The sequence below is a fragment of the Pectobacterium peruviense genome, assembly GCF_003312355.2.
Lineage (GTDB): Bacteria > Pseudomonadota > Gammaproteobacteria > Enterobacterales > Enterobacteriaceae > Pectobacterium > Pectobacterium peruviense.
The window spans coordinates 435,071-447,316 of record NZ_CP161826.1 but is presented as its reverse complement, the minus strand read 5'-3'; the positions used below and the strand labels follow the sequence as shown (position 1 = coordinate 447,316).

The window sequence follows — 12,246 nt, the reverse complement described above, 5'->3', positions numbered from 1 at the left end:
GGTAAAGTCTGAATGCCTGCGGGTAACCTATTCTCGACTAATAACGCCTCTCTGACGACATTAACCGATTCACTGCGCTCTGTTTACCCCACCTGTACACAATATGGTATTACCGATATAAGGCGAGTAACTCACTGACTTTACTACGCCCTAAAATATTACGACTAATCGTTCGGCGCGCTTTAACAACATACAGCACGGCCTCCTGATACCATTCACGCGTCAGCACCGTGTCATGGTTGGAAATCAGTACTGGAATCTGGCTTTCTACGGACAAACGACGTGCCAATAACGCCAAACTCTGCTGGTCGGCACGGCTGAAATTATTGGTGTGATAGGCCGTAAAGTTCGCGGTAGCAGACAGCGGTGCATAAGGCGGATCGCAATAAATAACCGATCCCTTCTCTGCTTTTTCCAACGTGTCCTGATAATGCTCACAGATGAACGTGGCATTTTGCGCTTTCAAGGCGAACCAGCGAATTTCCTCTTCAGGAAAATAGGGTTTTTTGTAGCGCCCGAAAGGAACATTGAATTCACCGCGCATGTTGTAACGGCACAGGCCGTTATAACAGTGGCGATTCAAATAGAGAAACAGCAATGCACGCCGATAGGCATCGCGACAAAGGTTAAATTCTTCACGCAGCAGATAGAACGTCTCTGACGTGTTTACCTCATCCGTAAAAAGTTTACGAGCATCGGTAACAAACTCATCTGCATTCGATTTAACAATATTGTAGAGGTTAATCAGGTCGCTATTAATATCAGCCAGTATGTAGCGATCGTATTCCGTATTCAGAAATACGGAACCCGCGCCAACAAAAGGCTCAATCAGACAGTCTCCTGCGGGTAAATAGCGACGAATTTCTTCTACCAGCGGATACTTACCACCAGCCCATTTTAAAAAAGCGCGGTTCTTCTTCATGCCGTCGTTAGTTACTCATACGTTTCAGAGCCGCGGATTGTACTCTGTGTCAGACAGCACATCAGGGCTAAAATTGGTGTTACTTATTCAAGTCCTGCTTCACCTGGCGGATCGGCTTAACCCATGGTTTTTTCGTTTGTACCTCTGCGGGCAAGGCGGCAATCGCCTGTTTCGCTTCCGCAGAAGAAGCATAGACTCCGGTCACTAACACATACCAGGATTTTCCGTCTCGTTTCGTTTCATACACCCACGAATGGGCGAGGTTATGTTGTTTCGCGTAGGCTTTCAGCGTGTCCGAGCGTGAAGCGCTGCTCAGTTGCAAAGTAAAGTGGCTGGCTGGGGCATTCTGTACGGAAACGTTCTGCCCAGCAGTCGCCGGAGCAGCTTTTGCATTCGCTACAGGCTTGCTGGCTACTGGCGCTTTTGGCGCATTGTTTGCGGCAGACTTAGCGTTGCTAGCGTGTGCAGCCGTCGTATTGTGCGTATTTTTAGCGGACGATGTCGCAGGCGCTTTCCCCGTTGGAACAACCGTCGCAGGTGCCGTCGGCAGCGTCGAATTTCCTGTTGCGCCTTGGGAGAACTCGCTAACGCGCCCTTGCTGTTGCGACAGCGCATCAGTGATGTTGCCCGGCAGCTCGATACGCTGCTGGCCTGCCACTGGCTGTTGAACCTGTGCATCCGTTGGCGTACCGGAAATCGGTGGAGCACTTAATGTTTGAGGCGACATCGGCGCTTGAGAAGACGTCTGCGCTGGTGTTTGACCATGACTGGCATCGCCAGATACCGCAGTAGGGCTCTCACCCTGTGAGGAAGGCTGCGCACTTTGCGTCATTGGGGACGATGAAGAGAGATCGATATTTCGCTCTCCACCCGCTTGATTCTGCGTCTGTGACGTTTGTGGCTGAGAAGGTGCCTGCAAAGCAGAACCAATACCCACGATCAGCAGCACCAGTACCACAATCCCGATGCCAATCATCAGGTGCTGTCTGGAAAGCGCGATTTTCGGTACTGCGAAGTTGCTGCTTTTTTGCTGACGAGTAGGTCGACGGTCACTGGTATCTGGCTTCAGCTCATCTTCCGGCTTGAACTCATCCATTTAACATCTCCCCACTAAAAAGCTCGAATCCGCCGCGCGGTCGCCAAGGCGAATCATTGAATCGTAACGCATTGTATTTTATTAACCATAACCCATCAGGGCGTGTCTGTCGTTAATACTTCTGTTTCATAACTGGCATAGCATTACGCATCAGGCCAAGCAATCTGCTATCGAGGCCAACACCATGTCATGCGCGACACCACCACGGACTTCGGATTGACCAATTGCCGTTGGAAGCACCAGACGTAACTCACCCGCCAGCACTTTCTTGTCACGCATCATGTGGGGAAGATAGGCTTCAGGCGTCATTTGCGTCGGACCGTTCACTGGCAGGCCAGCGCGAACCAACAGAGACTTGATACGTTCGACGTCCGAATCGGAGAACTGTCCGAGGCGACGTGCCGTATGTGCAGCCATCACCATGCCTGCCGCAACCGCTTCGCCATGAAGCCAGTTACCGTAGCCCATTTCAGCTTCAATAGCATGCCCGTAAGTATGGCCCAGATTGAGCAATGCGCGCATGCCACTTTCACGTTCATCGGCTGCCACCACTGCGGCTTTAATTTCACAGCAGCGTCGAATGCAGTAAGCCAGCGCGTCATGCTGTAGCTCACGCACTGCCTCAATGTTTTCTTCAAGCCAAAGAAAGAAATCGCGATCCAGAATAATGCCGTACTTAATGACTTCCGCCAGCCCGGATGACAATTCCCGTGCCGGTAAAGATTTCAGGCAGTCCAGATCGATCACAACCGATACGGGCTGGTAGAACGCCCCGATCATGTTTTTACCCAACGGGTGATTGACGGCGGTTTTACCACCGACGGAAGAATCTACCTGCGATAACAGCGTTGTCGGCACCTGAATGAATCGGACGCCACGCTGATAACTGGCTGCGGCAAAACCGGCTAAATCGCCGATGACACCACCACCCAAAGCAACAATCGTCGTATCACGACCATGCGGCTTCGCCAGCAGCGCGGTAAATACCTGATCCAAGACGGTCAGCGATTTGTACTGCTCGCCATCAGGTAAAATAACCTGATCGACATGCACGCCATTGTTTTCCAGCACACCACGAACACGGTCAAGATACAGAGGGGCCAATGTCTGGTTCGTCACCAGCATGGCCTGATCCCCCGCTTTCAACGGCATAAAAGAAGCCGAATCATCAAACAATCCGGCAGCTATCGTAATGGGGTAACTACGTTCCCCAAGTGTTACGGTAATTCTTTCCATGCTCGTTAAACAACCCGTTCAGAATCCGCTCAATGCGGATAAGGTATGCTCTTAGTTACTTTCCAGCATATTGATAATCTGGTTAGCAACGACCTTGGCACTTTGCTCGTCAGTCCGAATGGTAACGTCAGCGATTTCTTCATAAAGCGGGTTCCGCTCTTTCGCCAACGCTTCCAATACTTCACGTGGAGGGGTTTCAACCTGAAGTAACGGACGCTTCTTATCACGCTGCGTGCGGGCCAGCTGTTTCTCGATTGTCGTTTCCAAATAAACGACAACGCCGCGCGCGGAAAGACGATTGCGCGTCTCACGTGATTTGACTGAGCCACCGCCTGTCGCCAGTACGATGCCTTGCTTTTCCGTCAATTCATTAATGACTTTCTCTTCACGATCGCGGAAGCCTTCTTCGCCTTCCACATCGAATACCCAGCCCACATCAGCCCCAGTGCGTCGCTCAATTTCTTGATCGGAGTCGAAAAACTCCATATTGAGTTGCTGAGCTAATTGACGGCCAATAGTGCTTTTGCCGGCACCCATAGGCCCAACCAGAAAGATATTGCGTTTCTCTGCCATGTTTTTTGGTATTACTAAGACAATTCGTTAATGATAACCCGCCCCGCCAATTAACCCAGCGGCGGGACCTAAACTGAAACCTCATGAGCGATAGTGCGAGAATCAGACAAAAAATTATCTCAAGACTCAGGGTAGTTTGGCAACCGAATAAAATGTCACACCGACCACAGGTGGTCAATGTAGTATGTTTTATCGACATTTTCGGTGGAACAACACTTCAGTGCTCAATTCGCTAACCCTTGTAAGCTAAATCCGCCGCAGCGTCAAACTCATAAGCGCCAAACGTGACAAAATATTGCTCCCTATCCGAGCAAAAAACACCGTATAACATCAGAGCGAGCCTGGGTTTGCTCATAATGATGCAGGGATCAGCGTCGGTGTAATGAAAATGACCAATTCTCGTCGCGTATGCTGCTGAGTATGGTTTCTGAACAGATGACCAAATACGGGAACCTCACTCAATATTGGCACCTTTCTGTCGTTGTTCTTCTTTTGCTGCTGGAAAATGCCGCCTAATACGATGGTTTCTCCATCAGCAACCGTCACCTGAGTTTGGATTTCCTGTTTATCTATCGCTAGCGCTTCGCCGTTATCACCTTGCTTAATCGTCTGTCCCGGCATGTTTTGACTGATTTTCAGGTTCAGCGTAATGCGTCCAGCACGCAGAATGTCAGGCGTGACTTCCATGCCTAATACCGCCTCTTTGAATTCGATAGACGTCGACCCGCTGGCACCGCTGGAGACCTGATACGGAATTTCCGTCCCTTGTTTAATACTGGCGGTTTGCTGATGTGCGGTAAAGAGTCGAGGACTGGCAATAATCTCGACCTCACTTTCCTGCTCCAGCGCCATTAATTCCAGATCCAGCAAGCGACCGTTCAACCGCGCCAGATGGAACCCCGCATTTACCGCTGGCGTATCCACAGGCAGGCCAACATTAAAATTATTCAGCCTGAGCGCTTTGTTTGTCGCGTCCCCTTCACCCAGCCCCCAGTTAACACCCAATGCCTGCAGGTGCTCACTGCTGATGGTGACAATATGCGCCGCCAGCTGCACCTGCGCTAACGGCAGATCGAGCTCTTTCACCCACGGTTCGAGCTGTGACAGCGCGTCTTCCGTATCGCGAATCAATAAGGTATTCGTCCGTTTGTCCACGGTTACGCTGCCACGCGTAGAAAGTAGCGTCCCACGTTGAGCCTGAACGCTGGCCGCCACTTCCGTGACATCAGCATACTGCAAGGCAACAGCAAGATTATGCAGCGGCAATTTCTGCGCCTGCTCCGCTACGCGTTCGTCCTTTTCCTTCTGCAGAGACTCAAGATGCTCAGCAGGGAAAACCAGCAGCACGTTACCGTTGCGCTCTACGCTGAGCTTCCCCATGCGTAAAACAATATCCAACGCCTGCTGCCAGGGAATATCTGCCAGCCTCAAGCTGAGATTCCCCGTCACGCCCGGCGCGATCACCACATTGAGCTGCTGGTGATCGGCTAATGCCTGTAACACGCGAGGTATCGGTGAGTCCTCAAATGCCATCGATACCGCGCTCTCCGCACTGGCCTGATACGGCACGCTGAGAAGCAACAGACAGCTCCACGCCACTACCCGACATAACATCCTCATATTCATCATCGTCCTTGTTATCGAGATACGCTCTTGTCCAAAAAAATCGTTGTCAAAAAACGACTTTCAAAATACGTGTCACCAGAGAGACTTCATCTATTCGGCTCGCTTATTGATAAACGGAGAAGCCAGCAGCAGCTTATCTGGCAGGCCGTCACAGCCGGCCTCACCCGCCGTCGGAATCAGTTTGGCTCCTGATTTATCCAGTTGACTGACCAGCCAGTTTCCTGGCGGGATCGTCTCGCCACTTGCCAGCCGGATCCACCCAACAGCCTCTGGCTGCGCGAGCCAACCAATCCAACGCTCGCCAGAGCCAATCACGCCTTTTAGCTGCCACGGTGGCAATGTCGCCGAAGGTAAACAACGCACAGTAGCCAAAGGATGAAAAGGGTCTATGCGTTCTGCGCGTTCTGCGAGCTTTTCTGCCTGCACGCTATGCGTTACGAAGAGCAGCATCAAAGCGGTACGAAGCGTGATATGACTCATGGCGCACCCTCTGGCCTGATTAGCGATAGCTCAACCAGTAACCGTGGCATTCCTAATAATGGCTCCGTTTGAGCGGTATCAGGCTTTACGGTCAGTTGCGCAATTCGCAGTACATAAGGCAACCCCATCAACTTACGAAGCACCTGCAACACGCCCGTGTAATCGGCGCTAAATGCCAACTGCCAGCGGTCATGATGAGGTTCACCTGCGTCACGCAGCGTGGGTTGCCAGGACAGCAGCGAAGCACCAGCCTGCGATAAAGGCTCGACGATAAGCTGTGCCAACCTGTCGGGCTGAAAGGGAACGGCTTGCGCGGTTTTCTCCGCTAATTGAGTGCGTAACACCGACAACGGCGGCATCGCGTCTAGCTTTTGCTGCACCTCTTGTATATCCAGACGCACCTGAACGGTTTGCGTTTCTATGCCAATAACAGCTCTCCGTACTTCGCCGATGAGGAACCAACCTGATAGCAGTCCAGCAGCGGCAACAAACGCCCATTGGAGAAAAAGCTGCTGCCATAACGGCTTATTGATGAGCCTCGGCCAGTTCAGCACAATATCAGTCACAATCGATTGATTACTCATTGGTTTCTCCCTGTGAAAGAGCGGTCGTACCACGCCAGTCAGCCTGAAAGGAGAAGCGTAAACCCGTATTCACACCACGCTCCCGGGATGCATGCAGTAGTTGTACACGTTCGACTGAAGCATGGCGCGACAATACATACTGTAACGTAATGATATCGTGGTGGTTTTCACTCATGCCAGAAAGTAACAGGTGCGATCCACGGTCAGCTATTTCCGTCAGCCACAGACGCGTGGGCATCATACTAGCAAGTTGCTCTAATACATGGAGGTTACGACGGTTGTCATGCTGGACTATCGCCTCAGCGCGTTCTTGCGCCTGATAGCGACGTAGTGTTTCTCGCGCCTGGTGGGTCTGCTGATACAACGCCGTCAGTTGCTGCTGTTGCGCCAGCACCGAATTGAACACATCCTGCACACGTTGCTGTCTGTGCTGCCAAAGTAGATACATCGCCGCGATAAGGCAGAACATCAACCCCGTCTGGAAGCACAGCAGCCCTAACCAACGACGTGCCCGCTGACGCATCTGAGTTTTACGCCAAGGTAAAAGATTAATCAGCAGCATGGTCAAACATCCTCAGGACGCAATGCCAGCCCACCCGCGATCGCAAAAGCCGAGGGACAACTCGGTAGAGGCGGCTGCATGTGGCTAAACGCCGTTAACGGCGACCACAGCTGTAGTACGTCGGTCAGTTGGCAGGGTAAATCGGGCGAGACACTAGAGTAATAGGCGATGCTATCGACACCATGCTGATAGCGAGCGCTTACAACCGATAAGATATCGGCCTCATCCTTCAGCTCATCAAGGTGTATCACGCCTGAGTGGAAAGCATGGTTGAGCGGGGATACCCACAGCCAACTATCCAACAAGCGATGCAGAAACAGACGGTTAGATTCAAGCTCTGCCCGCTGCGCCATTACCCGAAGCGCACACGTTGAAATCTCAAGAACATCAGGGTGCAATCCCGCGTAATTCAGACATGCCAGCCAATTATCGATCTCCTGTCGGCGTGCAGCCGTCACCAGCAGCGAACCCTGCATCTGCGGGTCTTCCCGATAGTCTATCGCCAGCGACTCGCTGCCGATCGGCAGCTTGCGAGCCGCTATAGTTTCAATATAGAGGCTGCGCTCCGGCTCCTGTAAACGCCGATCGGGCATAGGGAGATGCTGTTGCAAAGTCAGTTGAACAGGAAAACCCACCCGTAGCGAAATGTGTCCAGGCAGTAAACGACGCCATTTTCGTAAGGCCTCACAAAGCGCCTCAGTATGGTGTAAACTACCTGAGCGCAACGTGTCATCTGGTAGCGGACATTGCCACCAGTGACGAAGCTGCCAGCCATAGCGGCGACGCTGAACCGCCAGCGCACGCATGAAGCCGTTTTGTATATCTAACCCAACCCGCCAGATGTGATAAGCCATGTTCAACCCGATTTCCTTATCCAATAAACGTATCCACAGTGCTGGGTTATCTTTATACTAGCGCCCGATTGTTTATAAACTGTCCAAACGCTACTGAATGGAAAATCCCAGGTGAAGTTCGTAAAGTATCTATTCATCCTTGCAGTCTCTTGCATTCTGCTGGGAGCTGCCTCGATATATGGTTTGTACCGCTATATCGAACCCCAACTGCCCGATGTCGCCGCGCTAAAAGACGTTCGGCTGCAAACGCCGATGCAGGTCTACAGCGCCGATGGCGAGCTGATCGCGCAGTTTGGTGAAAAACGTCGTATCCCACTCAAACTGGACCAGGTTCCTCCTGAGTTGGTACATGCCTTTATCGCGACCGAAGACAGCCGCTTCTATGATCACCACGGTGTCGATCCCGTCGGGATTATCCGCGCCGCCTCTATCGCGCTCACGTCTGGTCACGCCTCTCAAGGGGCGAGTACCATTACGCAACAGCTCGCCAGGAACTTCTTCCTGAGCCCGGAACGCACCCTGACTCGTAAGATTAAGGAAGTGTTTTTGGCTATCCGCATTGAGCAATTGCTGACCAAGGATGAAATCCTTGAGCTCTATCTGAACAAGATTTACCTCGGCTATCGCGCCTATGGCGTTGGCGCGGCGGCGCAGGTTTACTTTGGCCGCCCTGTTGACCAGTTGACGCTAAGCGAAATAGCGATGATCGCTGGCTTACCGAAGGCTCCATCGACGTTCAACCCGCTCTACTCCTACGATCGTGCCGTTGCCCGTCGCAACGTCGTGCTTGCGCGTATGAAGGATGAAAACTACATCACGCAGTCGCAGTACGATGCGGCACGTAACGAAAAACTGGTCGCGAATTACCACGCGCCTGAAATTTCGTTCTCCGCGCCGTATGTCGCAGAAATGGCGCGGCAGGAGATGGTCAAACGCTACGGCGAAGATGCGTATAACGACGGTTATAAGGTCTACACGACCGTCACCAAAAAATTGCAAACTGCCGCGCAGGATGCATTGCGTAATAACATCCTCGCCTATGACATGCGCCACGGTTACCGCGGCCCAAGCAAAGTGCTGTGGAAAGTGGGTGAAGGCGTCTGGGATCAGACGAAGATGATAGCTGCCCTGAAAGCGTTGCCGGTCTACGGTCCGCTCTATCCGGCCATCGTCACCAGCACAACGGCAGACAACGCGATTGCAATCCTGTCTGATGGCAGCAACATTACCCTACCGATGGCGGGCATGCGTTGGGCACGCGCATACCGTTCCGATACGCAACAAGGGCCAACGCCGAAACGCGTAACGGACGTTGTACAGACAGGCCAACAGGTTTGGGTACGCAAAGTGAACGATGACTGGTGGCTGGCACAGGTGCCGGACGTCAACTCCGCTATCGTCTCGCTTAACCCGAAAAACGGTGCCATAGAAGCACTGGTTGGCGGCTTTGACTTTAACCAAAGCAAATTCAACCGCGCGACACAGGCACTGCGTCAGATTGGTTCCAACATCAAACCTTTCCTGTACACCGCGGCGATGGACAAAGGTTTAACGCTAGCAACGATTCTGAACGACGTTCCGATCACCCGTTGGGATGCTGGAGCAGGATCTGACTGGCGGCCGAAAAACTCCCCGGCAACCTATGACGGCCCGATCCGTTTGCGTCAGGGACTCGGTCAATCCAAAAACGTGGTAATGGTACGTGCCATGCGTGCGATGGGTGTGGACTATGCGGCGGAGTACCTGCAACGCTTCGGTTTCCCGGCACAGAATATCGTTCATACCGAATCGCTGGCGCTGGGTGCCGCCTCGTTTACGCCGCTACAGGTCGTACGTGGTTATGCCGTCATGGCAAACGGCGGCTATCTGGTCGATCCCTATCTGATTAGCAAGATAGAGAACGAAGTGAGCGGGACGGTCTTTACCGCGACGCCAAAAGTGGTCTGCGATACCTGTAATCTACCGCTGGTCTACGGTGATACGCCACGTTCTCCAGTCTTAGCAAACACGAATGTTGAAGATGTTGCCACGTCAAACGAAGCACCGCCGTTAGGTCTGCCGCAGCCAGAGTTGGAGCCTGTTACACCAGAGGCCGCACAGCAAAGCGCAGCGCAGCCTTATGCACCGCACGTGATCAACACGCCGCTGTCTTTCCTAATTAAAGACGCACTGAACAGTAACGTCTTTGGCGAACCGGGTTGGATGGGAACAGGCTGGCGTGCGGGTCGTGATTTAAAGCGTCATGATATCGGCGGTAAAACCGGTACAACGAACAGTTCTAAAGACGCATGGTTCTCTGGCTATGGCCCGAATCTGGTGACTTCAGTCTGGATTGGCTTTGACGATCACCGCCGCGATCTGGGGGCCAGTAGTGCATCTGGTGCGATCAAAGATCAGATCTCCGGTTATGAAGGCGGTGCGAAATCGGCGCAGCCAGCGTGGGATGACTTTATGAAAGCCGCACTGGATGGCGTACCTGAGCAACCGCTAACGCCGCCGCCTGGCGTCGTTAGCGTGGTCATTGACCGCAGCAGCGGCAAGCTGTCAAACGGTGGCGGGAACAGCCGTTCCGAATACTTCATTGACGGTACACAGCCGAAAGAATATGAAGTGCATGAAGTCGGCACCACACTGATGGATAACGGACAAAGCGAAGAGCTATTCTGATATCCGGCATTACGTTCATTGATGGCCTTCCTGACGGAAGGCCATTTTTTATTGCAAATTCAACACAATTCCCTTTTGGCCTGTTAGCGAAGTTATCGGCTATCAAGCCCTTCTTCTTTCACATCGCATCACTTAGGCATCACGGTGACAATCGCCCGACGATAGGAAAACAGATTCGGCGTTCCCTCGTCTTTCGCCTGCAAAATGATATGGAAAGGCGTCGGCGTTTTGACTTCTGGGGCGACAAACTGCGTTTGCATGCCTGAGTCGTTAGCCAGCCCCACTTCTGGCGCAAAATGTACGCCGATCGCCGTGGCCGTAGGTTCCTTATATTGCCACCAGGTATAATTCACCTTGTCGCCATCGCGGTCGTGCGAACCGTCGGCGGACAGCGTCACAGTCTCACCCGCTTTCACACCGATCGTCACAATGGAACGCCCGGCCTGACCATTCAGTACCACGTCAGGATTATGATTAACCTTGTTATTCCCCTTCGTTAACGTCCAATCCATACGAGCGGCAAAATCATTCTGGAATGCTTCGCGCCAGCGCCAGATTGTGGCCGAGGCGGTGCGGTACATTTTGCCATTCTTGCTCATAACCTGATCGGACGTGCTGACGCGAAGTCCGCTAATGTCGCCCGGAACGATGGCCGCATAGCGTCCTCCCCAACTGCCATATTCCGTGTGCTCTGGATCGCCAAGTCCGTTTTGAATCAGATAGAGAAACGAGGGCGTATCCCCTTCCATCGTATATTCAATCGCAGGATAGACCGCGCCGAGTGGACCTTTGCTGCGGATGTGTTTGCTCAGCCATTCGTTATTCACCTGACTCATATCGCTGCCTTCTGCAAACGACGAGGACATGCCAATCCAGGTAGAGAGAAAATAATCATTCCAGGCATGGATGCTGGTGATGTAGCGCAGTGTCGGGAAATTCGCCCGAATCCAGGCACCGGTATTATCCTGATCGGAGATCGCATACACGCGAATCTTACTGATAAATGCCGCTACCTGTTCCGGTGAACGAGTGTCGCGTACGTCATGAAGAGCCTGAGCCAAATCAACTGCGCCACCCCATACCGTGATCCACAGCGGCCGAGCATCCTGTTTGTCCACTGCCTGAATAATCAACTTAGACGCTTCCGTTGCTTTATTATCGCCAACGACGTCCATGCCAAATCCGGCACGACCAGCTCTGACAACCTGACGCAATGCGTCCGCAGACGGATATCCGGGCGCATGCTGGCGCAGATTGGGCAGCACCTGCTCGTAGGCATCAAGGCGCTGCATAATCATCTCTGGATTGACCTTATCCCGCAGCCAGGTTGACGTGGTTGCCACAATCCCCTCGACATCGAATTCATTACTGTAGAGCAGGAAGCGCACCAAAGACTGCGAATCATCCGGCTCATTGCCAATGTCCGTCAGAATAAGTATTCGGGTTTTCTCCGGCACCGTTTCCGCAGTCAGGCCCAGTGCAGGAAATAGCAGTGTGCTCATCAGCGCCAGCAACATCAACGGCGTTCGTATTATCCCCTTCGGTATATTCATCATTTTCCCCTTTGTGTCAGTGTCGTTTTGCTTATTTATCCAGGGCTAAAAAACAAAAAAACCCGCCGTGAATAGCAAGTTTTGCTATCCACG

General features: G+C 52.5%; 11 protein-coding genes. 1 reads left to right on the top strand and 10 read right to left on the bottom strand.

Annotated elements, in window-relative coordinates; genetic code table 11:
- Positions 1–109: 109 nt before the first annotated feature.
- From dam to pilM, 9 genes are all read right to left on the bottom strand, one after another.
- Positions 110–922: an adenine-specific DNA-methyltransferase gene (gene dam, locus DUT67_RS01990; protein ID WP_048262748.1), complete on the bottom strand. Its 813-nt coding sequence runs from the start codon at positions 920–922 to the stop codon at positions 110–112.
- A 79-nt stretch (positions 923–1,001) separates the two neighbouring features.
- On the bottom strand, positions 1,002–2,018 hold the full coding sequence (locus DUT67_RS01985) for an SPOR domain-containing protein (RefSeq protein WP_113632635.1): 1,017 nt from the start codon (positions 2,016–2,018) through the stop codon (positions 1,002–1,004).
- 150 nt (positions 2,019–2,168) lie between these two features.
- Positions 2,169–3,254 carry a 3-dehydroquinate synthase gene (aroB, locus tag DUT67_RS01980; RefSeq protein WP_113632636.1) on the bottom strand — a complete coding sequence of 362 codons (1,086 nt, stop codon included), beginning with the start codon at positions 3,252–3,254 and terminating at the stop codon, positions 2,169–2,171.
- A 51-nt stretch (positions 3,255–3,305) separates the two neighbouring features.
- A complete protein-coding gene (gene aroK, locus DUT67_RS01975) occupies positions 3,306–3,827 on the bottom strand; it encodes a shikimate kinase AroK (protein ID WP_005969451.1) in 522 nt (173 codons plus the stop codon).
- A gap of 351 nt (positions 3,828–4,178) precedes the next feature.
- Complete coding sequence (gene hofQ / locus DUT67_RS01970) at positions 4,179–5,441, bottom strand: DNA uptake porin HofQ (RefSeq protein ID WP_223254636.1); 1,263 nt, start codon at positions 5,439–5,441, stop codon at positions 4,179–4,181.
- A gap of 102 nt (positions 5,442–5,543) precedes the next feature.
- A complete protein-coding gene (locus DUT67_RS01965; protein WP_113632638.1) occupies positions 5,544–5,933 on the bottom strand; it encodes a DNA utilization family protein in 390 nt (129 codons plus the stop codon).
- Positions 5,930–6,517 (bottom strand): hypothetical protein, encoded by a 588-nt coding sequence (locus tag DUT67_RS01960; protein ID WP_113632639.1) that lies wholly within the window; start codon positions 6,515–6,517, stop codon positions 5,930–5,932. The genes DUT67_RS01965 and DUT67_RS01960 overlap by 4 nt, the downstream gene beginning before the upstream one ends.
- Positions 6,510–7,079, bottom strand: coding sequence for a PilN domain-containing protein (locus DUT67_RS01955; RefSeq protein ID WP_113632640.1), 570 nt, complete (start codon positions 7,077–7,079; stop codon positions 6,510–6,512). The genes DUT67_RS01960 and DUT67_RS01955 overlap by 8 nt, the downstream gene beginning before the upstream one ends.
- A gap of 2 nt (positions 7,080–7,081) precedes the next feature.
- On the bottom strand, positions 7,082–7,933 hold the full coding sequence (pilM, locus tag DUT67_RS01950; protein ID WP_113632641.1) for a type IV pilus biogenesis protein PilM: 852 nt from the start codon (positions 7,931–7,933) through the stop codon (positions 7,082–7,084).
- Between the two features lie 111 nt (positions 7,934–8,044).
- On the opposite strand from pilM, the gene mrcA reads away from it, so the two are divergent.
- Positions 8,045–10,600, top strand: coding sequence for a peptidoglycan glycosyltransferase/peptidoglycan DD-transpeptidase MrcA (gene mrcA, locus DUT67_RS01945; protein ID WP_113632642.1), 2,556 nt, complete (start codon positions 8,045–8,047; stop codon positions 10,598–10,600).
- 128 nt (positions 10,601–10,728) lie between these two features.
- Here the strand turns inward: mrcA and DUT67_RS01940 are convergent, their stop codons facing one another.
- Positions 10,729–12,156 carry a DUF1593 domain-containing protein gene (locus tag DUT67_RS01940; protein WP_223254634.1) on the bottom strand — a complete coding sequence of 476 codons (1,428 nt, stop codon included), beginning with the start codon at positions 12,154–12,156 and terminating at the stop codon, positions 10,729–10,731.
- Positions 12,157–12,246 lie beyond the last annotated feature (90 nt).

Excerpts from the sequence above, each read along its gene's own strand:
- DUT67_RS01985 (WP_113632635.1), bottom strand. The coding sequence starts at position 2,018 with ATGGATGAGTTCAAGCCGGAAGATGAGCTGAAGCCAGATACCAGTGAC.
- DUT67_RS01960 (WP_113632639.1), bottom strand. The coding sequence starts at position 6,517 with ATGAGTAATCAATCGATTGTGACTGATATTGTGCTGAACTGGCCGAGG.
- hofQ (WP_223254636.1), bottom strand. The coding sequence starts at position 5,441 with ATGTTATGTCGGGTAGTGGCGTGGAGCTGTCTGTTGCTTCTCAGCGTG.
- dam (WP_048262748.1), bottom strand. The coding sequence starts at position 922 with ATGAAGAAGAACCGCGCTTTTTTAAAATGGGCTGGTGGTAAGTATCCG.
- DUT67_RS01940 (WP_223254634.1), bottom strand. The coding sequence starts at position 12,156 with ATGATGAATATACCGAAGGGGATAATACGAACGCCGTTGATGTTGCTG.
- DUT67_RS01955 (WP_113632640.1), bottom strand. The coding sequence starts at position 7,079 with ATGCTGCTGATTAATCTTTTACCTTGGCGTAAAACTCAGATGCGTCAG.
- aroB (WP_113632636.1), bottom strand. The coding sequence starts at position 3,254 with ATGGAAAGAATTACCGTAACACTTGGGGAACGTAGTTACCCCATTACG.
- DUT67_RS01965 (WP_113632638.1), bottom strand. The coding sequence starts at position 5,933 with ATGAGTCATATCACGCTTCGTACCGCTTTGATGCTGCTCTTCGTAACG.
- pilM (WP_113632641.1), bottom strand. The coding sequence starts at position 7,933 with ATGGCTTATCACATCTGGCGGGTTGGGTTAGATATACAAAACGGCTTC.
- aroK (WP_005969451.1), bottom strand. The coding sequence starts at position 3,827 with ATGGCAGAGAAACGCAATATCTTTCTGGTTGGGCCTATGGGTGCCGGC.